The organism is Streptomyces sp. GS7 (assembly GCF_009834125.1).
GTDB lineage: Bacteria > Actinomycetota > Actinomycetes > Streptomycetales > Streptomycetaceae > Streptomyces.
The window spans coordinates 6,942,125-6,964,287 of sequence record NZ_CP047146.1 but is presented as its reverse complement, the minus strand read 5'-3'; the positions used below and the strand labels follow the sequence as shown (position 1 = coordinate 6,964,287).

Here is a 22,163-nt window from a genome sequence, read left to right as displayed (position 1 = left end):
CTCCATGTCCACCGCCACTCCGACCCGTGCCCCGCAACAGGACGTCCACAGCGGGCAGCAGCCCGGCGACGGCCGCGTGGGCGGCGGTCTCTTCGACCCCAAGCAGCTCGTCAAGTCCCTGCCCGACGCGATACGCAAGCTCGACCCGCGGGTGATGATCAAGTCCCCCGTGATGTTCGTGGTCGAGGTCGGATCCGTCCTCACCACGATCTTCGCCTTCAAGACCCCCTCGGAATGGTTCGGCTGGGCGATCGCCGGCTGGCTGTGGCTGACCGTCGTCTTCGCCAACCTCGCCGAAGCGGTCGCCGAGGGGCGCGGCAAGGCGCAGGCCGACACCCTGCGCAAGGCCAAGACCGACACCGTGGCGCGCCGGCTCAACGGCACGGACGAGGAACAGGTCCCCGGCACCGAACTGCGCATCGGCGACCTGGTCGTCTGCGAGGCCGGCGACATCATCCCCGGTGACGGTGACGTCGTCGAAGGCGTCGCCTCCGTCGACGAGTCCGCCATCACCGGCGAATCCGCCCCGGTCATCCGCGAGTCGGGCGGTGACCGCTGTGCGGTCACCGGCGGCACCAAGGTCCTCTCCGACCGCGTCGTCATCAAGATCACGACGAAGCCCGGTGAGACCTTCATCGACCGGATGATCAACCTCGTCGAGGGTGCCGCACGGCAGAAGACGCCCAACGAGATCGCGCTGAACATCCTTCTCGCGTCGCTCACCATCGTCTTCCTGCTGGCGGTCGTCACCCTCCAGCCGTTCGCCATCTACGCCGGCGCCGAGCAGTCCATGATCGTGCTGCTCGCCCTGCTGGTCTGCCTGATCCCGACCACGATCGGCGCACTGCTGTCGGCCATCGGCATCGCAGGTATGGACCGCCTCGTCCAGCGCAACGTCCTGGCCATGTCAGGACGTGCCGTCGAAGCGGCAGGCGATGTATCGACATTGCTGCTCGACAAGACCGGCACCATCACCTACGGCAACCGCCAGGCATCCGAGTTCGTCCCCGTACAGGGCGTCACCGAAGCCGAGGTCGCCGAGGCCGCCCAACTGTCCTCCCTGGCCGACGAGACCCCTGAGGGCCGTTCCATCGTCGTCCTCGCCATGGACAAGTACGAGCTGCCCGAGCGCCACCAGGAAGACCTGACCGGCGCCGAATGGGTGCCGTTCACCGCCCAGACCCGGATGTCGGGTGTGGACGTCGAAGGCAAGAAGGTCCGCAAGGGCGCCACCGGTTCGGTCATCGCCTGGGTCCTCGATCGCGGCGGCGACGTCGCCGAGGACGCCCAGCGGCTGACCGAGGAGATCTCCCAGGCCGGCGGCACCCCGCTGCTGGTCGCCCTGGAGGACGAGCGCGGTCCCCGCGTCCTCGGCGTCATCCACCTCAAGGACGTCGTCAAGGAGGGCATGCGCGAACGCTTCGACGAGCTGCGCAAGATGGGCATCAAGACCGTCATGATCACGGGTGACAACCCGCTGACGGCCAAGGCCATCGCCGAAGAGGCCGGCGTCGACGACTTCCTCGCCGAGGCCACGCCCGAGGACAAGATGGCGCTCATCAAGCGCGAGCAGGCCGGCGGCAAGCTCGTCGCCATGACCGGCGACGGCACGAACGACGCGCCCGCGCTGGCCCAGGCGGACGTCGGCGTCGCCATGAACACCGGTACCTCGGCCGCCAAGGAGGCCGGGAACATGGTGGACCTGGACTCCAACCCGACGAAGCTCATCGAGATCGTCGAGATCGGCAAGCAGCTCCTCATCACCCGGGGTGCGCTGACGACCTTCTCGATCGCCAACGACGTCGCGAAGTACTTCGCGATCATCCCGGCGATGTTCGCGGTGGCCTACCCGGGCCTGGACACCCTCAACATCATGCGGCTGCACAGCTCCCAGTCCGCGATCCTGTCCGCGATCATCTTCAACGCGCTGATCATCATCGCGCTGGTGCCGCTGGCCCTCAGGGGCGTGCAGTACCGGCCGGTCAGCGCCGACAAGATGCTCCGGCGGAACCTCGCGGTCTACGGACTCGGCGGCCTCATCGCGCCGTTCATCGGCATCAAACTCATCGACATGCTCATCACTCTCATCCCCGGAATCGGGTGACCGCCGTGAACAACTCCGTACGCAACACCGCCCGGTTGCTGACAGCGGGGCTGCGCGCCCTGCTCGTCCTCACCGTGGTATGCGGGGTGATCTACCCCCTGGTGGTCACCGGAGTGGCCCAGGCGGCCTTCCCCGGCAAGGCCAACGGATCCGAACTGACCTCGCACGGCAAGGTCGTCGGCTCCTCCCTGCTCGGCCAGCGCTACGACAAGGGGAAGGACAAGGACGGCAACCCGATCCCCGACCTGCACTGGTTCCAGCCCCGCCCGTCGGCCGGACTGGGCAGCAACCGGACGGCGAAGCCCCCGGTCAACCCCCAGTACGACCTCCAGGTGTCCGGCGCCTCCAACCTGAGCGCCTCCAACACCGACCTGCTCAAGTCGGTGAAGGACGCCAAGCAGTGGGTCGCCACCACGTACGGCGTACCGGAGTCGCAGGTTCCGGCGGACGCGGTGACGTCCTCCGGCTCCGGCCTGGACCCGGACATCTCGCCGGAGTACGCGCAGATCCAGGCCCGCCGCGTCGCCAAGGAGAACAACCTCCCCGCGGACAAGGTGGAGCAGCTGGTCAAGGACCACATCCAGGGCCGCCCGCTGGGTTTCATGGGCGAGCCCCGGGTGAACGTGCTGGAGCTGAACGTGGCACTGCGCGACCTGGTGCAGAAGCAGGGCTGAGTGGCGCTTTCATGAAGTGATCACCGGGGGTGGCTGCGCTCGGCAGCCGCCCCCGGTGATCGGCCGGACTGGACCGCGGCTTCGGCAGGGGGATGCGGGTGCGCGGTCCTGACGGGCCGCGGGCCGGCTGATCCGTGGACATGCGGGAAACGGGTCGGCCGGTCTGCGGACCGGATGGCGGGTGGCCCCGAGGATGATCCTCGGGGCCACCCGCTTTTGTGCGGTGGGGTGTTGGGGAGGCGAGGAGCGGGGTGGGGGAGACCGGGGGAGGCACCGTTGCGCGCGGCACACGGGTGCCGCTTCCGCCGCTTGCGCGGCCGGTGAGGCGAACCGGCCGACCGGGCACGGCCGTTGCCCCGCCCCGTTGTGATGTCCCCTCCCGGCGCCGGGTCTTGACGGCATGGGGGCTTGCCCCTACGTTCGCGAGCCATCGCAGGTGTTCATGTCAACGCCTGCCGTTCACGTACGAGAACAGCTCCCGTCCGCTCCCGTCCGCTCCCATCCATCGAGCCTCTCGACTGGAAGGCACCCCCCCATGCGCGGAAAGCTCACCCTCGCCGTCGGAACCCTCCTCGGCACCCTGACGGCGGGCCTGCTCCTGGGCGCCCCGACCTCCGCGGCCCCCGCCACCTTCACCCACCCCGGTGTCCTCCTCGGCACCCGCCAGCTCGACTTCATCCGCAGCAAGGTCAACTCGGGCGCCCAGCCCTGGAAGAGCGCCTACGACGCCATGATGGCGAGCCCCTACGCCTCGCTCTCCCGTACACCCAAACCCCGCGCCACGGTCGAATGCGGCCCCTACTCCCACCCCAACCACGGCTGCACCGACGAACGCGAGGACGCCCTCGCCGCCTACACCCTCTCCCTGGCCTGGTACGTCACCCGCGACACCAGGTATGCCGACAAAGCGATCCAGGTCATGGACGCCTGGTCGGGCACCCTCAAGGACCACACCAACAGCAACGCACCGCTGCAGTCCGGCTGGGCCGCCTCCACCTGGCCGCGCGCCGCCGAAATCATCCGTTACACCTACAAGGGCTGGCCCAAGGGGCGCATCGACCGCTTCGCCACCATGCTGCGCACCGTGTACCTCCCCAAGGTCGTCAACGGCTCCCACAACAACGGCAACTGGGAACTGACGATGATGGAGGCGGCCGTCGGGATATCCGTCTTCACCGAGGACAAGAGCTCCTACGACAAGGCCATGGCCACCTACCGCGCCCGGGTCCCCGCGTACATCTATCTGAAGTCCGACGGCGCCCTGCCCAAGACGACACCGGGCAGCGGCCTCGACACCCGCGCCAAGATCATCAAGTACTGGCAGGGCCAGTCCACCTTCGTCGACGGCCTCACCCAGGAGACCTGCCGCGATTTCACCCACACCGGATACGGCCTGTCGGCCATCTCGCACATCGCCGAGACCGGCCGCCTCCAGGGCCGGGACCTCTACTCGGAGGTCGCCGACCGGCTGCGCCAGGCCCTCGACTTCCAGGCCACATACGAGCTGGGTGGCACTCCGCCGTCCTGGTTGTGCGGCGGCAGCGTCAAGCGCGGCCTGGGTCCAGTCACCGAAGTGGGTTACAACGCGCTGCACAACCGCATGGGTCGCGCGATGCCCGCCACACAGAAACTGACGGAGAAGCAGCGGCCGGCCGGCTCCGACAGTCTCTTTGTCGCCTGGGAGACATTGACGAACGCGGACAACCCCAACTGAGTTGAATGAGGCGGGCGTTCGGGGGCATGCGGTAGGCGGCCCGGGGTGGGGGAGCCTCCCTACCGGGGCCCCGAAGCGCCGTCGTCTTCCCGGCGCCCGGCCGCCGTCCCGCGGGTTACCAGACGTCGCCCTCGCGCCAGTCGCAGGTGAGGTCGGCGTCGAGGTCGAGAGGGGCGGACGCCGGCAGGACGTAGAGCCATCCGTCCTCGTCCGGGGTGCGTCGGATGCCGTCCGGGGTGAAGGCCCAGGAGCGGCCCCGCCACAGCTGCCAGCCGCGTGCGGCGTAGAAGGCGGTGGCCTCTTCGGAAGCGCCGAGGGCGCCGAGGTCGTAGGCGTTGCGGATCACCCGTTCCAGGGCGCCCATCATGGCCGTGCCATGGCCCTGGCCGCGTCGGTCCGCGCGCACGCCGACCCCCTCCACGTAGCCGCAACGGAGCGCGCGTCCGTCGTGCAGCAGTCGGCGCTGCACGACGGACGCGTGCCCGATCAGTTCGCCGCCTTCGTGGACCAGGGCGTGCAGTCCGCCGAGTGAGTGCTCCCAGTCCTCGGACGTCATGTCGTCGAAGACGTCGTAGAGGAGGGCGCGGGCCGCCTTGAGGGTGGCGGTGTCCACGTCGGAGGTGTGGGCGACGCGTACGTCAGTCGTGTGGGCTCTGGATGTCGGGGAGGGCGTGGGCGTCATGGACGGCATCGTCGCAGTCGGCCGGTTGGCGGGGCGACGGCTTTTCGGCGCTGTTCGGCTGTCAGCAATGCGTCAGAGAAGCCGAGTTGAGCTGGTGGTCGGGCGGAGTTGGGGCTGTGATGGGGGAATGACCGGGCGTTCCGTGCCACCGGGGCCGGCCGCCTCACGGCGGTGCGTGGTGTGCGCCTGCCCGGTCCGGTCGCCCCACCGGGTGCCGTCGCGGGCGCCGCGTACCTCTTCGCGCGGCGCCCGCCCCTGGTCTCCGCCGCCTTCCTCGGTCGGTCGCTGACGTGCATACGGGGCCCGCCCTCCTCTCCTGTCAGGAGGACCATGTCCTGTCAGGAGGACCGTGGCGCCCCTGCGAACCGTGGCGCCCCTGCGTGCTCTGCGATGTGTCGCTCTGAGCCATGCCGCTCCGAGATGCCGCGCGTCGGTGCGCCCGGCCGCACTGGCGGATGCGGGAAGCGGCGTCCGGGCCCGAGGGGGCAGCCGGCGCGACGAAAGGGAGAGCCGCATGACGGCAGGTCGGCCAGGTCACAGCGCAGGAGGCTCCGGCGTGGACCGTGGGCGAGCAAGCACCCGACACCAGCCGTGGCGGGAAGTTCGGGGTGGCCCGTAGTCCCGTAGTCCCGTAGTCCCGTTGTCCTGTCGCCCCGTAATGGGGACCTTGGCGCAGGGCGCGCCGAAGGGCCCGGTGCGAGCCGGAGCGGACGGCCGGACAGGGCCCACGCCGGAAGGCCCCGCAATGCCCCATGTGGGCAGGACCCGGGCCGCGCGGTACGACGCGAGCCCCGAGTCCTCCCGCCCCGGGCGCCTCACCGCCTCGGAGCCCCCGCCCGCTCCTCCACCACCCCCGTATCAGAGTCGCGTCAAGACCGGGCGTGAAGCCGCTACCTGCGCCTTTCGTCCCGTTGTCCGGTCGGTAGGGTCGGAGTAGGCCCAGCCCGGTGGGGGCGGGCCGCACGTAAGACAATGGGGCCATGGCACGCGGCAAGCTACGGATATATCTCGGCGCGGCACCGGGCGTCGGCAAGACGTACTCGATGCTGTCCGAGGCGCACCGGCGTATGGAGCGCGGTACGGACGTCGTCGTGGCGTTCGTCGAGCACCACGGCCGGCCCCGCACCGAGGTCATGCTCCACGGGCTGGAGCAGATCCAGCGCCGTGAGCTGGAGTACCGGGGCACGGCGTTCACCGAAATGGACGTGGACGCGGTCCTGGAACGCAGGCCGGCCGTGGCGCTGGTCGACGAGCTGGCGCACACCAACGTCCCCGGGTCCCGCAACAGCAAGCGCTGGCAGGACGTCGAGGAGCTGCTGGAAGCCGGGATCACGGTGATCTCGACGGTGAACATCCAGCATCTGGAGTCGCTCGGGGATGTCGTCGAGTCGATAACGGGTGTCCGCCAGCGGGAGACGGTGCCGGACGAGATCGTCCGGCGGGCCGACCAGATCGAGTTGGTCGACATGTCGCCCCAGGCCATCCGGCGGCGGATGGCGCACGGCAACATCTACAAGTCGGACAAGGTCGACGCCGCGCTGTCCAACTACTTCCGGCCGGGCAACCTCACGGCGCTGCGCGAGCTGGCGCTGCTGTGGGTCGCGGACCGGGTCGACGAATACCTGCAGGAGTACCGGGCGGAGCACTCGATCCGCTCGACCTGGCAGGCGCGCGAGCGGATCGCGGTGGGGCTGACGGGCGGTCCGGAGGGGCGTACGCTCATCCGCCGCGCCGCGCGGATGGCCGCCAAGGGCTCGGGCAGCGAGGTGCTCGCCGTCTACATCGCCCGCAGTGACGGGCTGACATCGGCCTCGCCCAAGGAGCTCGCCGTCCAGCGCAAGCTGGTGGAGGATCTTGGCGGGACGTTTCACCATGTCATCGGCGACGACATACCGAGCGCGCTGCTGGAGTTCGCGCGCGGGGTGAACGCCACCCAGATCGTGCTGGGGTCGAGCCGTCGCAAGGCGTGGCAGTACATCTTCGGACCGGGTGTCGGGGCGACCGTCGCCCGCGATTCCGGGCCCGATCTCGACGTTCACATCGTCACCCACGAAGAGGTCGCCAAGGGCCGCGGGCTGCCGGTGCCGCGCGGTGCCCGGCTGGGGCGGGCGCGGATCATCGCCGGATGGCTGGTCGGCGTGGGCGGCCCGGTGCTGCTGTCGCTGCTGCTCACCAAGATCTCCAACGGTCCGGGGCTGGCCAACGACGTCCTGCTGTTCCTCTTCCTGACCGTCGTCGCCGCGCTGCTGGGCGGGCAGCTGCCGGCGCTGGCGTCGGCGGCCGTGGGCTCGCTGCTGCTGAACTTCTACTTCACCCCGCCCGTCCACACCCTGACGATCAACGACCCGAAGAACATCGTCGCCATCGCGATCTTCTTCGCCGTGGCGGTGTCCGTGGCGTCGGTGGTCGATCTCGCCGCCCGGCGCACCCATCAGGCCGCGCGGTTGCGCGCCGAGTCGGAGATCCTGTCGTTCCTGGCGGGCAGTGTGCTGCGCGGTGAGACCACGCTGAACGCCCTGCTGGAACGCGTCCGGGAGACGTTCGGGATGGACACGGTCTCGCTGCTGGAGCGCAGCAGCGATGTCGACCCGTGGACGTGTGCGGGCCGCGCGGGCGGCAACGACACCACGCCGCCGCTGCTGCGACCCGAGGACGCGGATGTCGACATGCCGGTGGGAGACCACATGGCGATGGCGCTGACCGGCCGGGTGCTGCCCGCCGAGGACCGCCGGGTGCTGGCCGCGTTCGCCGCGCAGGCCGCCGTCGTACTGGACCGGCAGCGGCTGGTCGGCGAGGCGGAGCGGGCCCGGGAGCTCGCCGAGGGCAACCGGATCCGGACGGCGCTGCTGGCCGCGGTCAGCCACGATCTGCGCACGCCGCTGGCCGGCATCAAGGCGTCGGTCACCTCGCTGCGCTCCGACGACGTCGCCTGGTCCGACGAGGACGAGGCGGAGCTCCTGGCCGGAATCGAGGCGGGTGCCGACCGGCTGGACCACCTGGTGGGCAACCTCCTGGACATGTCCCGCCTCCAGACCGGCACGGTCACCCCGCTGATCCGCGAGATCGACCTCGACGAGGTGGTCCCGATGGCGCTCGGCGGAGTACCGGAAGGCAGCGTCAGCCTCGACATCCCGGAGGAGCTGCCGATGGTCGCGGTCGACCCGGGCCTGCTGGAGCGCTCGGTCGCCAACCTCGTCGAGAACGCCGTCAAGTACAGCCCGGACGGCGAGGTGGTGCTGGTTTCGGCCAGTGCGCTCGGCGACCGGGTGGAGCTGCGGATAGCGGACCGGGGGCCGGGTGTCCCGGACAGCGCCAAGGACCGGATCTTCGAGCCGTTCCAGCGGTACGGTGACGCCCCGCGCGGCGCCGGAGTGGGCCTGGGGCTGGCCGTGGCGCGCGGTTTCGCGGAGGCGATCGGCGGCACGCTGGCCGCGGAGGACACTCCAGGGGGCGGGATGACCATGGTCCTCACCCTCCGGGCCGCTCCGGGCGGCCCGCCGGTCCGGCCCGACCTCCCCGCGCAGGCGACGACATGAGCCCAGCGGGCCATGGCAGAAGCCCCGGGAGCGGCATACCGTCGCGTCCGCACGACGGTGTGCATCCGCTCCGCGACACGCGTCCGGGCCTCACCACCGGCCGGACCGTACCGGCCACACTCACCACATGCCCGGCGGGCCCCGCCCGCCGGCGACCGACACCACGAGGAGAACGCCAGTGAACCGGGTGCTTGTGGTCGATGACGAGCCGCAGATCGTCCGCGCCCTCGTGATCAACCTGAAGGCGCGCAAGTACGAGGTCGACGCAGCCCCCGACGGGGCCACCGCCCTCAAACTCGCCGCCGCCCGACACCCCGATGTCATCGTCCTCGACCTCGGTCTGCCCGATATGGACGGCGTCGAGGTCATCAAGGGGCTGCGCGGCTGGACGCGGGTGCCGATCCTGGTGCTCTCCGCCCGGCAGACGTCCGACGAGAAGGTCGAGGCGCTGGACGCGGGCGCGGACGACTACGTGACCAAGCCGTTCGGCATGGACGAGCTGCTGGCGCGGCTGCGGGCGGCGGTGCGCCGGGCCGAGCCGACCGGGCCGGCCGACGACGAGGTGATCGTGGAGACCGAGGGCTTCACCGTCGATCTCGCGGCCAAGAAGGTCAACCGCGGCGGCCGGGACATCCGGCTGACCCCCACCGAGTGGCATCTGCTGGAGGTCCTGGTACGCAACCAGGGCCGCCTGGTCAGCCAGAAGCAGCTGCTCCAGGAGGTGTGGGGGCCGTCGTACGGCACGGAGACCAACTATCTGCGGGTCTACATGGCCCAGCTCCGCCGCAAGCTGGAGGGCGACCCGTCGCACCCCCGGCACTTCATCACGGAGCCCGGGATGGGGTACCGGTTCGAGCAGTGAGGGGGCGCCGCCGCCGGGGGGCGCGGCAGTGCGGAACCCTGGGCGGGGCGCCGGTTCGGGTGGCGTGCGGGGCCGAGGGCGCCGGATCGCGCGGTGCGGGGCGGCCGGGCGGCCCCCGGTACGCTGGGGTTATGAGTGCTGGGATCCGACCAGAGAAGCCGGCCGGCCGCTTCCGCCGGATGCTCGACAGGCTGTCGTCCTCCGAGGAGGAGCTCCAGTCCGCCGAGCTGCAGGAGGACACGCAGGCGTCGGGGTGTACCCGTATCTCCGACTGCGACGACCGCCAGATAGTGAAGGTCACCGGCACCCTGCGGCATGTGACGCTGCGGCCCCGTGCCGGTGTGCCCGCGCTGGAGGCGGAGCTGTTCGACGGCTCCGCCGCCCTCGACGTGGTGTGGCTCGGCCGCCGTTCCATCGTCGGGATAGAGCCGGGCCGTAAGCTCATCGCCTCGGGCCGCGTCTCCCTGAGCCACGGACGCCGGGTCCTCTTCAACCCCAAGTACGAACTGCGACCGCTCGGACAGGAGTAGCCGGTGACGTCGTACGACCGACCGCCCACTGACCCTGACGCTTCCCCCGGCCACCAGGCGACCGCCCCGGCCGGCCTCTCTGCCCCGCCGGGGGCCGGCGCGGGCCCGGACGCCGGCCGGGAGGTGACCGAGGCGGCGCTGTTCGAGGCGTTCGGCGGCGTGCGCGGCATGGTGGAGACCGTTCTCCCCGGCCTGCTGTTCGTCGCGATCTTCACGGTCAACAAGGACCTGCACATCTCGGCGATCGCCGCGCTGGCCGTGTCGCTGGTGCTGTGCGCGGTCCGCCTGATCCGCCGGGACACCGTCAAGCACGCCTTCAGCGGCGTCTTCGGGGTGGCCTTCGGCGTGGTCTTCGCGATGATGACCGGCAACGCCAAGGACTTCTACCTGCCTGGCATGCTCTACACCCTCGGCCTGGCCCTCGCCTACATCGTCACCACGCTCGCGGGCGTCCCGCTGATCGGTCTGATCCTGGGCCCGGTGTTCAAGGAGAACCTCTCCTGGCGCACCCGCAACCCGGGCCGGAAGACGGCGTATGCGAAGGCCAGCTGGGCGTGGGGGCTGATCCTGCTCGCCAAGTGCCTGATTCTCTTCCCGCTCTACTGGTGGGCGGACACCACGCAGCTCGGCTGGGTGCTGGTGGCCCTGAAGATCCCGCCGTTCCTGCTCGCGCTGTATCTGACGTGGGTGTTCCTGGTGAAGGCGCCGGCGCCGATCGACGTCTTCGCCGAGATGGAGGCGCAGGAGAAGGCGGAGGAGGCCGAACGGGAGCGGCAGCGCGGGCTGCTGGCCACCGCTCCCGACGCGGCCGCCGCGGACCGGCGGGGCGGCGGGCCGCGCCACCGCCGCTGACGGGTCCGCCACACCGCGTCGCACAACGCCGGGGCCCGGGAACCAACATGGTTCCCGGGCCCCGGCGTTCGTCCGTCGGTCAGCTGTCGTCGCGCCGCACCGACAGCAGGTCCTCCAGCTGCTCCTCGCGCGACTGGGCCGCCACGAACAGCAGCTCGTCGCCGGCCTCCAGCGCGTCCTCCTTGTTGGGCGTGAGCACCCGCGTACCGCGGATGATCGTCACCAGGGAGGTGTCCTCGGGCCAGTCCACATCGCCGACCCGGGTGCCGGCCAGCGCCGCCTCCGGGGGCAGCGTCAGCTCGACGAGGTTGGCGTCGCCGTGGCTGAAGCGCAGCAGCCGTACGAGATCGCCGACGCTGACCGCCTCCTCGACCAGGGCCGACATCAGCCGCGGGGTGGAGACCGCGACGTCGACGCCCCAGGCTTCGTTGAACAGCCACTCGTTCTTCGGGTTGTTGACCCGGGCGACCACCCGCGGCACGCCGTACTCGGTCTTGGCGAGCAGCGAGACGACGAGGTTCACCTTGTCGTCGCCGGTCGCCGCGATGACGACGTTGCAGCGCTGCAGCGCTGCCTCGTCGAGCGAGGTGATCTCGCAGGCGTCGGCGAGCAGCCACTCCGCCAGCGGCACCCGCTCGACGGAGATGGCCGTCGGCGCCTTGTCGATGAGCAGGATCTCGTGGCCGTTCTCCAGCAGTTCACCGGCGATGGAGCGGCCGACCGCGCCGGCACCCGCAATGGCGACCCTCATGCGTGCGCCTCCTCAGGACCCTGGGCGAATGCCGCCTCGACCTTCTCGACCTCGTCGCTGCGCATCATCACGTGCACCAGATCGCCTTCCTGCAGCACCGTCTGCGAGGTCGGCAGCATCGCTTCACCCAATCGGGTGAGGAAGGCGACGCGGACACCGGTCTCGTCCTGGAGCTTGCTGATCTTGTGGCCGACCCAGGAGGTGGCGGTGTGCACCTCGGCGAGCTGGACGCCTCCGCTGGGGTCGCGCCACAGCGGCTCGGCGCCCGAGGGCAGCAGCCGGCGCAGCATCTGGTCCGCGGTCCAGCGGACGGTGGCGACGGTGGGGATGCCGAGGCGCTGGTAGACCTCGGCGCGGCGCGGGTCGTAGATCCGGGCCGCGACGTTCTCGACGCCGAACATCTCGCGGGCCACCCGGGCCGCGATGATGTTGGAGTTGTCACCGCTGGAGACGGCCGCGAAGGCACCCGCCTCCTCGATACCGGCCTCCCTCAGGGTGTCCTGGTCGAAGCCGACACCGGTCACCCGGCGACCGCCGAAGGCGGAGCCGAGGCGACGGAACGCGGTCGGGTCCTGGTCGATCACGGCGATCGTGTGCCCCTGGCTTTCCAGGGTCTGCGCGAGCGCCGAGCCGACCCGCCCGCACCCCATGATGACGATGTGCATGCTGATTACCCCGTGCCCTGGACTAGCGCGCTGACCTGCACAAACACCCTGCTCACTACTTTCTTCTCCGAGTACCGGCGACACGAAGCCACTGCTCGCCACAGCGGCCCGGTGCGTCGCACGGCAGCGCCGGCGGCACCGTGGCCTGGTACAACCGTAGCCGCAATGCCGCGTCCTGTAGGGGGCGCGGTGGCCACCGGTCCGATGCGGGTCGGCCGCGCACGGCCGCCGGATCGCGCGCCCGGCTGCGCGCCGCCGTGTCCGTGGGGCACGCTACGAGGCGTGCCCCACCTGCCACAGCAGCCCCAACTGGGCTCTCCCGCACCGCACATGGTGGTCTGCGGCGATGACGCGCTCGCGCGCCGGCTCGCAGCCGAACTCCGGGACGTCTACCGCGAACGTGTGACGCTCGTCGTCCCGTCCGCCCGGGAGCCGCTCCGCCCCCGTGTTCCGCCGCCGGCCCGCGGCCTCGGCCGGGCCACCGCTCTGCTGGGCCGGGTGTCGGCGGCGGTGGCCCGCACCGGACCGGGCGCCGCGGCCGCAGCATCCGTACCGCCGCCCGCGGCGCCCCGCGCCGACACGGAGCCGCCGCCCGAGCCGATACGGATCCTGGAGGCGGCCCAGGCCGACGATGCGGTGCCGGCCGAGGCGGGTATCGCGGAGGCGGGCGCGCCGGCGCTGGTCCATGACGACGAGCTCAACATCCACGCCGCCCTGCGCGCCCGCCGCCTCACCCCCGGCTGCGGCTGGTCATCCGGCTCTACAACCGCGAACTCGGCCAGCATCCGGAGGAGTTGCTCGACCAGGCGGCGGCGGTCGCCGCCAGCCGCGGCGCGGACGGCGAGGAACCGCCCCGGGCCGGCGCCTCCACGACCGTGCTGTCCGACGCGGACACCGTCGCGCCCGCGCTGGTGGCCACCGCGGTCGCCGGGACCAGCAAGGTCATCGAGGCCGACGGGCTGATGCTGCGCGCCGTGGAGCGCGCGCCGGCGCCGCCCGGCCGGGCCGCCGCGCCGGGCCTGTGCACCCTTGCGGTTCTGTCCCCGTCCGCCGGCGACCCGGCCGAAGGGGCGGCGGCGGACGGGGACGAGGGGCCCGACCTGCTGCCGGACGACGCCACCGCCGCGGCGGCCGGGGACCGCGGCACCGTGGTCCTGGAGACCGTCGCCTACCGGGGCCGGACGCTGCGTCCGCGCGGGCTGCGTGGCCGGGGCGCGCCGCTCGCCTCGCTGTTCTCCCGGCGGCTGCGCTGGTCGCTGGCCGGCATCGTCGGCGCGGTGCTGGCGCTGGCCGTCGCCGCATCCCTGACGTCCCACGTACCACCGCTGCATGCCGCCTACCGGACGCTGCTGGACCTCTTCGCCATCAACGAGCCGGCGGTCGACCAGCCGCCGCCGCGCAAGATCCTCCAACTGCTGTCCGGGCTGGTCGGCCTGCTGCTCCCGGTGCTGGTGGCGGCGGCGTTCGAGGGGCTGGGCACCTTCCGCAGCGCCTCCGCGCTGCGCCGCCCGCCGCGCGGGCTGTCCGGACACGTGGTGCTGCTGGGGCTCGGCAAGATCGGTACCCGGGTGCCGGCCCGGCTGCACGAGATGGGCATCCCGGTGGTGTGCGTCGAGGCCGACCCGGAGGCGCGCGGCATCGCCCTCGCACGCCGGCTGCGCGTACCCACCGTATTGGGTGACGTCACGCAGGAAGGCGTCCTGGAGGCCGCGTTGGCCGACCGGGCCCGCACCCTGCTGGCGCTGACGAGTGAGGACACGACCAATCTGGAGGCCGCCCTCTACGCCCGGTCGGTCAACCCCCGGCTGCGGGTCACCCTGCGCCTCTTCGACGACGGGTTCGCGTACGCCGTCTACCGCACCCCGCGCGCCGCCCACCCCGGGCGCGGACCCTTCCCCGAACTCTCAACTGCGTTCGAGCAGGGGAGGCCCCATGCGCAGCGTCTCGTTCCTCGCCGCACCCGCCTTCGCCGGGGCGATGATGGGCCGGCAGATCCTGGGTGCCATCCCCGTGGAGCGGCGGGTGCTACTGGTCGCCCGCGTCGGGGTGCGCGGCCGTGCGGCCCTGGAGGGCCGCACGGCCGGCGAGGTGCTGCGGCCGGGGCGGCTGCGGGTGCTGGCCGTCGACACCTCCGCGCCCGACGACCCGGAGCCGGACGCGGCGGCCGGTGCGCCCCAGCCGGGTGCCGAATGTGCGCCGGCGCTCCTGGCGCACGAGCTGTGCGACGGCTACGTGCTGCGCCCCCAGGACCGGGTGCTGCTGGCCGCGACCCGGGAGGGGTTGGGCGATCTGCTGTCCCGGCACCCGCGGTCGGCGGGCGCCGCGGGGGAGTAGGGCAGGCCCGCGAACCGCGACCCACGGGGCGGCCGGGGCGGTTTCCCCGCAACGACGGCGGCCTCATGCATGCAATGTGTAGATGTCGTGCGGATATTTCGCATTCATCGCGAAGCCCGGCAAGGCTGTGCAGCGAAAGCCACCCTGCCCCTTTACCCGATCCGGTGACGGCTGGGCGAGAACCTTGACGAACCCTTAGCATTCTTCGGGTGTCCAAACTGACCGACGTGCCCAAACGGATCTTGATCGGGCGCGCACTGCGCAGCGACAGGCTGGCGGAGACCCTTCTCCCCAAGCGCATCGCACTCCCCGTCTTCGCCTCCGACCCGCTCTCCTCCGTCGCCTACGCGCCGGGCGAGGTGCTGCTCGTCCTGTCCGTCGCCGGAGTGTCCGCGTACAGCTTCAGCCCCTGGATCGCCGTCGCGGTCGTGGTGCTGATGTTCACCGTCGTCGCGTCGTACCGGCAGAACGTGCACGCCTACCCGAGCGGCGGCGGCGACTACGAGGTCGCCACCACCAACCTCGGCCCCAAGGCCGGCCTGACCGTCGCCAGCGCGCTCCTGGTCGACTACGTCCTGACCGTCGCGGTCTCCATCTCCTCCGGTGTGGAGAACCTCGGCTCCGCCGTCCCCTTCGTCGTCGAGCACAAGACCCTCAGCGCGATCGTGATCATCGTGCTGCTGACGCTGATGAACCTCCGCGGCGTCAGGGAGTCCGGCAAGCTCTTCGCCATCCCCACCTACGTCTTCGTCGCCGGCGTCTTCATCATGATCGCCTGGGGCGCGGTCCGCGGCCTGGTACTGGGCGACACCATGCGCGCCCCCACCGCCGGCTACACCATCCACCCCGAACAGGGCGGCCTGGCCGGCTTCGCGCTGATCTTCCTGCTGCTGCGCGCCTTCTCCTCCGGCTGCGCCGCGCTCACCGGCGTCGAGGCGATCTCCAACGGCGTGCCCGCCTTCCGCAAGCCGAAGTCCAAGAACGCCGCGACCACCCTCGCCCTCATGGGCGGGCTGGCCGTCACCATGTTCTGCGGCATCATCGCGCTGGCCATGACCACCCACGTCAGGATGGCCGAGAACCCCGCCACCGACCTGCTCCGCAACGGCAGGCCGATCGGCTCCGGTTACACCCAGAACCCGGTCATCTCGCAGGTGGCCGAGGCGGTCTTCGGCAAGGGCAGCTTCCTCTTCGTCGTCCTCGCCGCGGCCACCGCGCTGGTCCTCTTCCTGGCCGCCAACACCGCCTACAACGGCTTCCCGCTGCTCGGCTCGATCCTCGCCCAGGACCGCTACCTGCCCCGTCAGTTGCACACCCGCGGCGACCGGCTGGCCTTCTCCAACGGCATCGTCCTGCTCGCCGGCGCCGCCACCGTTCTCGTCTACCTCTACGGCGCGGACTCCACCCGCCTCATCCAGCTCTACATCGTCGGCGTCTTCGTCTCCTTCACCCTCAGCCAGACCGGCATGGTCCGTCACTGGAACCGCCATCTGCTGGCCGAGAAGGACCCGGCCAACCGCCGCCGTATGTACCGCTCCCGCGCCATCAACGCCTTCGGCGCCTTCTTCACCGGCCTGGTCCTGGTCGTCGTCCTGCTCACCAAGTTCACCCACGGCGCCTGGGTGGCCCTCCTCGGCATGGTCGCCTTCTTCGTCACCATGACCGCCATCCGCCGCCACTACGACCGGGTCGCCGACGAGATCGCCGCCGAGGACACCCCGGACGACGACGCCGTACGCCCCTCCCGGGTGCACTCCCTCGTCCTCGTCTCCAAGGTGCACAAGCCCACCCTGCGCGCCCTGAACTACGCCAAGCTGATGTGCTCGGACACCCTCGAAGCGGTCAGCGTCGACGTCGACCAGGCCGACACCCGGGTGCTGCGCGACGAGTGGGAGCGGCGCGGCATAGAGGTCCCCCTCAAGGTCCTCGCCTCCCCCTACCGCGAGATCACCCGGCCGATCATCGACTACGTCAAGTGGCTGCGCCGCGAGAGCCCGCGCGACGCCGTCTCCGTCTACATCCCCGAGTACGTCGTCGGCCACTGGTACGAGCACCTGCTCCACAACCAGTCCGCGCTGCGCCTCAAGGGACGCCTCCTCTTCACCCCCGGCGTCATGGTCACCTCCGTGCCCTGGCAGCTGGACTCCTCCGAAGCCGCCAAGAAGCGCGCCCGCAAGCGCGCGGAATGGAACGCCCCGGGTACGGTGCGCCGCGGCCCGGTCGCCCAGCCGAAGAAGGAGAAGAAGGAGAAGCAGGAACAGGCCGCGGTCGAGAAGTAGCCCTGGGCGCGCGGCACCGCCCGGCGCTGCCGCGCGCCCCGGCCCCCTTCACCGGAGTCGGGCACCCCGCGAGGGGACGTAGAATTGACGGCTGGCCTCCGCCCGGAGGCCGGCCGTACCGCCTCCCGCACCCACCCCAGGAGCTCGTCCGCCATGCAGCCGGAACCCAAGAAGTCGCTGGTCGGCGAGGAGTACGAGGTCGAGGTCGGCCCGGTCGCCCACGGCGGTCACTGCATCGCCCGCACCGAAGCCGGCCAGGTCCTCTTCGTACGGCACGCACTGCCCGGTGAGCGCGTCATCGCCCGCGTCACCGACGGCGAGGAGGGCGCCCGCTTCCTGCGCACCGACGCCGTCGAGATCCTCACCCCCTCCAAGGACCGCGTCGAGGCGCCCTGCCCGTTCTCCGGCCCCGGCCGGTGCGGCGGCTGCGACTGGCAGCACGCCGCGCCCGGTGCCCAGCGCCGCCTGAAGGCATCGGTGATCACCGAGCAGCTGGCGCGGCTGGCCGGACTCACCCCCGAGGAGAGCGGCTGGGACGGTACCGTCGAGCCCGCACCCGGGGACAAGGTCGCCAAGGGCGAGGTCCCGGCCTGGCGCACCCGCGTCCAGTACGCGGTCGACGCCGAAGGCCGCCCCGGGCTCCGCAAGCACCGCTCGCACGACATCGAGCCGGTCACCCACTGCATGATCGCCGCCCCCGGCGTCTCCGAACTCGGCATCGAGCAGCGCAGCTGGCCGCAGATCGCCACCGTCGAGGCCATCGCCGCCACCGGCTCCCACGACCGCCAGGTCATCCTCACCCCCCGCCCCGGCGGGCGCCTGCCCATCGTCGAACTCGACAAGCCGGTCTCCGTCCTCCGGATCGACGAGAAGGACGGCGGCGTCCACCGCGTCCACGGCCGCCCCTTCGTCCGCGAACGCGCCGCCGGCCGCACCTGGCGCGTCGGCAACGGCGGCTTCTGGCAGGTCCACCCGAAGGCCGCCGACCTCCTCGTCGAGGCCGTCATGCAGGGCCTGATGCCCAAGAAGGGCGACATGGCCCTCGACCTCTACTGCGGCGTCGGCCTCTTCGCCGGCGCCCTCGCCGAACGCGTCGGCGACAAGGGCGCGGTCCTCGGCATCGAATCCGGCAAGCGCGCCGTCGAGGACGCCCGCCACAACCTCCAGGACCTCGACCGGGTACGCATCGAACACGGCAAGGTCGACCAGATCCTCCCCCGCACCGGCATCACCGACGTCGACCTCATCGTCCTCGACCCGCCCCGCGCCGGCGCCGGCAAGAAGACCGTCCAGCACCTCGCCTCCCTCACCCCCCGCCGCATCGCCTACGTGGCCTGCGACCCGGCCGCCCTCGCCCGCGACCTCGACTACTTCCGCGAGGCGGGCTATTCACCGCGACGGATGCGGGCGTTCGATCTCTTTCCGATGACGCATCATGTGGAGTGCGTGGCGATTTTGGAGAAGGCCGCGAAGGGCGCCTGAACTGCCGGCCCGTTCCGGGATCCACCCTCGAATGCCGCCGCCCCTCCACGGTGAAGAGCCTGAGGTCGCCAAGGTGGTGGGGCCCCGCCACGACGGGGGACCTTGCCGGTAGGGCCGGGCAACGGAGCTGCTCTGGCTGGTCGTGACGCCCGTGCGGCTGCGCCGAGCGTCCGCAGGCCCGCTCAGCGCGGTCACACCCCGCAACTGGCCTGCGGCCACCCCTCTTTCCCGCCTCTCACGTCGGGAAAGAGGGATAGCCGTCGTGGTTCTCTCTTCCCCCGGGATCCGGTCACGTCTCCGATGTCCAGGTGCCCAGGGACATTTCGGCGGTGATGCCGGGGCCGAAGCCCGCCATCAGGCCGCGCTGGCCGTCGATGGCCGACGCCTCGTCGAACATCCGCGCAAGGGCGTCGAGTACGACCGCACTGGCGATGTTGCCGTACTCGGTGAGCGTCGCCCGGCTGAAACGGAACGCCTCGGGAGGCACGCCGAGGAAGTGGCTCAGGTCGTCGAGAATGCGCGGGCCGCCCGCGTGGACGATATAGAAGTCCAGGTTGCCCGCGTCCCATTGGTGCTCTTCCGCGAGTGCGCGCAGGGCGGGAGCGAGCGGTTCCATCGTTCCCGGGACGCGCTTGTCCAGCCGGAAATGGAATCCGGTGGAGCGCACCGCGTAGGAAATCCAGTCCGCGGTGTCCGGAATGAGGTACGAGCTGTTGCGTTCCAGACGGACGCCGGTGCCGCCGCTGCCCCGCATCACGGCCGCCGCGACCGCGTCGCCGAACAGACCGTTGGACAGCAGCGATCCGACACCCACATCCGTGGGCTGGTAGCACAGTGAGCAGAACTCACACGCGATGAGCAGCACATTGGCGTCCGGATACGCCCGGCAGAAGTCGTGTGCCCGGTTGATCGCGGCGCCCCCTGCGGCGCAGCCGAGTTGGGCGATCGGAATCTGCCGGGTGTCCGACCGGAAACCCATCGTGTTGATGAGCCACGCCGTCAGTGCCGGCATCATGAACCCGGTGCACGACACATAGATGATGAGGTCGATGTCCTGCGGTTCCAGCTCCGCGTTCTCGAGCGCCCGCCGTGCCACGTCGGGGACACGGGCCTTGGACTCCTCTTCGTAGATGGCACTTCGGGCGTCGAATCCCGGGTGCTCCAGCACTTTGTCGATCGGCTGGATCAAATGCCGTCTGACCACGCCAGTGTGCTCGATCAGCCGGAGCACCAGGTTGAGCTGCGAATGATCGCTGTGCAGCTGACGCGCCAGTTCGAGGGTGTCTTCCCTGGTGATGATGTACTCAGGGACCGCGATCGCCGGTTTACACAGAACCGCCATGGGATGCACTCCTTGCAGATGTGGTCCGCCAGTGCAGTTTCTGCTCTGAATTCGCGTCACCGTTTCCGTTCCGTCGACCGACGGAACTCGCAGCGGTGATGTGCTCGCATTTCGCGGGACATATCACCACGGTCGTTCCGGCGGCCTGACGTCCAAGACCCTGGGCGGGACGCGAGCGGACCATCCGTCGAAGAAAGAACTCTCCCCTACAGGTGGGTCATCTTTACGAGTAACCGTACGCCAGGGGAGTAGGTTCCGCATGCTGCTGTTGGCGCCGGCACCGTGGCCGTTTCCTCTACCACATGACCGGCAACCCCAGTGGATAGCGCCAGATCGAGGTCTTGTTCCAGCGCACTTCCTCGGCCGGCTTCGCCAGTCTCAGCTCCGGAAAACGCTTCAGGAGCGTGCTGAGTGCGACCTGGAGCTCGGTGAGCGCGAGCGGGGCGCCCAGGCAGTGATGCGCACCCCAGCCGAAGGTCATATGGGACGAGCCTTCCCGTTCCATATCCAGCTCGTCGGCGCGGTCGAATTTACGACTGTCCCGGTTCGCCGTCAGATACGAAACATGCACGATGTCCCCGGCCCGGATCTTCACCCCGCTCAGTTCCACGTCCTCAAGGGCGACGCGAGGAATGCCAACTCCCTTGCGGAACGGGATGAACCGAAGCATTTCCTCGATCGCCTGCGGAAGCGCCTCCGGCCGCTCGCGCAGCATGGCGAGCTCTCGGGGACGGGTGAGCAGCGTGTACGAAAGGTTGCCGATTTCGTACGTGGTGGTGTCCTGGCCGGTGATGAGCAGCACCATGGCCATCACGGTCAGTTCCTTCTCGTCGAGGACCTCGCCCTCGTGACGAGCCGTGGCCAACGCGCTGATCAGGTCGTCCCCCGGCTCCCGGCGCCGCAGAGCCGTCAACTCCTCGAAATACTTGCGCATTTCGGCCTTGGCGTGGATGGCGTTTTCCTTGTTGTCGAGGCTGACGTTCATCATCGTCCGGGCGTGCGCACGCAGTTGCGCGCTGTCGCCGTCAGGGATGTCGAGCACCTCGCAGATCGTCGTCAACGGCAGTGGCGACGCCAGATCCTCCATCAGGTCACCCGGAGAACCCTTCTCGATCATCCGGTCCAGCAGTTCGTCCACGACCCGCTGGGTCCCCTCCCGCATACGCTCCACCTGACGCGGGGCGAACGCCTTGGAGACCAGACTCCGCAACCGGCTGCTGGCCGGCGGGTCCATCACATTGATGGCCTCGGCCTGGACGATCGGTTCCGGCGTCATGCGGGGGAAGTCCCGGCCGATAATGGCGTGACGGCTGAACCGCCGGTCCGTCGTCACCGTGCGCACGTCCTCGTACCGCGTGACGAGCCATGCTTCGCCCTCGCCGTACGGCAGCCGAATGCGGGCGACCGGTTCCTCGGTCAGCAGGCGCTTGAGCGTCGGATCGAACTCAAGGGCCTCGGCGTAGTCGAATGGGCAGTCCCAGACGGTGGAGCCGGATTCTGATGCCATTCTGAACTCCCGGAGTGAGATGTGAGGGTTGGGTTTTCTCGATGCGGCGGGTGCACCGTCGAGGACGTACCTGCCCTCGGCAATCGGCACATGCTCACCGTGCGTCGCATGCGCGCGCTTTTCGGCCGCGAGGGCGCCATTTCATCCCGGATAGCGTAGCCAGGGAGAAGCGGCACCGCCTTCGCTGCAGAATTCGCGGGTACGGGTCCGGTGCGTGGCGCCCGTAATTCCCCTGTGTATTACGGGACGGGGTACCCGGCCGAATTATTAGACCGGTTGGGTGATTGTGAGCGGCGGTGATGTGGGGCGGGGCTGCGGAGCGGCCGTGCCTGCGGGCGGTGCCATGCGGGCGCGGGCCGCAGGTCAGCGCGGCGGACTCCTTCCGATAGGGAAGGGCGGTGTCGAGGCGTCGCGAGACCCGGCCCCTGGAGACATAGCCAAAACCGCTACGGTCATGCCGGACGGACGGACGGACGGTCGATCGATCGGCTGGTCGATTGATTGATTGATGGGTTGATCGGTCGTTGGTCTGCTGGCTCCAGTGGAGTGGGGGAGTGCACGATGGCGACAGTCACCGAGGGCCCGCGGGCGGGGCAGCATCCGGGGCGGCCGTTCACCATCGGTGACCTGACCGTGAGGAACCGGATCGCCGTGGCGCCGGTGACACGGTGCTTCTCGCCGGTCGGGGTGTCCGGCGCCGGCGTCGCCGCGTAATTACGTGCGACCGGCCGCGGGCGGGGCCGACCTGATCGCCACCGAGGGCGCGTCGATCGGGCTGGACGCGGCGGTTGCGTATGACGCCAGAAGGGACGCGGACCGAGTGCCGTCAGGGCGGGCCGCTCGCCCTGT

Annotated in this window: 15 protein-coding genes and 1 pseudogene; 11 read left to right on the top strand and 5 right to left on the bottom strand. The window is 70.5% G+C overall.

Features of this window, described 5'->3' with window-relative positions; translation table 11 throughout:
- Positions 1-4: 4 nt before the first annotated feature.
- The 3 genes from kdpB (at position 5) to GR130_RS30215 (ending at position 4,492) form a co-directional block, all read left to right on the top strand.
- Entirely contained in the window at positions 5-2,104 is a 2,100-nt protein-coding gene (gene kdpB, locus GR130_RS30225; protein WP_201305047.1) for a potassium-transporting ATPase subunit KdpB, read from the top strand.
- 5 nt (positions 2,105-2,109) lie between these two features.
- Positions 2,110-2,778 (top strand): potassium-transporting ATPase subunit KdpC, encoded by a 669-nt coding sequence (kdpC, locus tag GR130_RS30220; RefSeq protein ID WP_159507641.1) that lies wholly within the window; start codon positions 2,110-2,112, stop codon positions 2,776-2,778.
- 535 nt (positions 2,779-3,313) lie between these two features.
- A complete protein-coding gene (locus GR130_RS30215) occupies positions 3,314-4,492 on the top strand; it encodes an alginate lyase family protein (protein WP_159507640.1) in 1,179 nt (392 codons plus the stop codon).
- Between the two features lie 115 nt (positions 4,493-4,607).
- Here the strand turns inward: GR130_RS30215 and GR130_RS30210 are convergent, their stop codons facing one another.
- A complete protein-coding gene (locus GR130_RS30210) occupies positions 4,608-5,174 on the bottom strand; it encodes a GNAT family N-acetyltransferase (RefSeq protein ID WP_159507639.1) in 567 nt (188 codons plus the stop codon).
- A gap of 980 nt (positions 5,175-6,154) precedes the next feature.
- Between GR130_RS30210 and GR130_RS30205 the strand changes: the two genes are divergently transcribed.
- From GR130_RS30205 to GR130_RS30190, 4 genes are all read left to right on the top strand, one after another.
- Entirely contained in the window at positions 6,155-8,710 is a 2,556-nt protein-coding gene (locus GR130_RS30205) for a sensor histidine kinase (protein WP_159507638.1), read from the top strand.
- 178 nt (positions 8,711-8,888) lie between these two features.
- Entirely contained in the window at positions 8,889-9,572 is a 684-nt protein-coding gene (locus GR130_RS30200) for a response regulator (RefSeq protein WP_159507637.1), read from the top strand.
- A 131-nt stretch (positions 9,573-9,703) separates the two neighbouring features.
- A complete protein-coding gene (locus tag GR130_RS30195; protein ID WP_159507636.1) occupies positions 9,704-10,102 on the top strand; it encodes an OB-fold nucleic acid binding domain-containing protein in 399 nt (132 codons plus the stop codon).
- Positions 10,103-10,105: 3 nt separating this feature from the next.
- Complete coding sequence (locus GR130_RS30190; protein WP_159507635.1) at positions 10,106-10,954, top strand: DUF3159 domain-containing protein; 849 nt, start codon at positions 10,106-10,108, stop codon at positions 10,952-10,954.
- 79 nt (positions 10,955-11,033) lie between these two features.
- On the opposite strand, the gene GR130_RS30185 is transcribed toward GR130_RS30190, so the two are convergent.
- Positions 11,034-11,705, bottom strand: a complete 672-nt coding sequence (locus GR130_RS30185) for a potassium channel family protein (protein ID WP_043266576.1) — start codon at positions 11,703-11,705, stop codon at positions 11,034-11,036.
- Positions 11,702-12,370: a potassium channel family protein gene (locus GR130_RS30180; RefSeq protein ID WP_159507634.1), complete on the bottom strand. Its 669-nt coding sequence runs from the start codon at positions 12,368-12,370 to the stop codon at positions 11,702-11,704. The genes GR130_RS30185 and GR130_RS30180 overlap by 4 nt, the downstream gene beginning before the upstream one ends.
- Positions 12,371-12,700: 330 nt before the next feature.
- Here GR130_RS30180 and GR130_RS30175 point away from each other — a divergent pair.
- The 3 genes and pseudogenes from GR130_RS30175 (at position 12,701) to GR130_RS30165 (ending at position 18,465) form a co-directional block, all read left to right on the top strand.
- Positions 12,701-14,704, top strand: a pseudogene (locus GR130_RS30175) (potassium channel family protein).
- Between the two features lie 209 nt (positions 14,705-14,913).
- Entirely contained in the window at positions 14,914-16,983 is a 2,070-nt protein-coding gene (locus GR130_RS30170) for an APC family permease (protein WP_159507633.1), read from the top strand.
- Positions 16,984-17,136: 153 nt separating this feature from the next.
- Positions 17,137-18,465 carry a class I SAM-dependent RNA methyltransferase gene (locus GR130_RS30165; RefSeq protein WP_159507632.1) on the top strand — a complete coding sequence of 443 codons (1,329 nt, stop codon included), beginning with the start codon at positions 17,137-17,139 and terminating at the stop codon, positions 18,463-18,465.
- A 289-nt stretch (positions 18,466-18,754) separates the two neighbouring features.
- On the opposite strand, the gene GR130_RS30160 is transcribed toward GR130_RS30165, so the two are convergent.
- Together GR130_RS30160 and GR130_RS30155 are read right to left on the bottom strand one after the other, a co-directional pair.
- A complete protein-coding gene (locus GR130_RS30160) occupies positions 18,755-19,807 on the bottom strand; it encodes a type III polyketide synthase (RefSeq protein WP_159510315.1) in 1,053 nt (350 codons plus the stop codon).
- Between the two features lie 295 nt (positions 19,808-20,102).
- Positions 20,103-21,314, bottom strand: a complete 1,212-nt coding sequence (locus tag GR130_RS30155) for a cytochrome P450 (protein WP_159507631.1) — start codon at positions 21,312-21,314, stop codon at positions 20,103-20,105.
- A 561-nt stretch (positions 21,315-21,875) separates the two neighbouring features.
- Between GR130_RS30155 and GR130_RS30150 the strand changes: the two genes are divergently transcribed.
- A complete protein-coding gene (locus tag GR130_RS30150; RefSeq protein ID WP_159507630.1) occupies positions 21,876-22,028 on the top strand; it encodes a hypothetical protein in 153 nt (50 codons plus the stop codon).
- Positions 22,029-22,163: the final 135 nt, after the last annotated feature.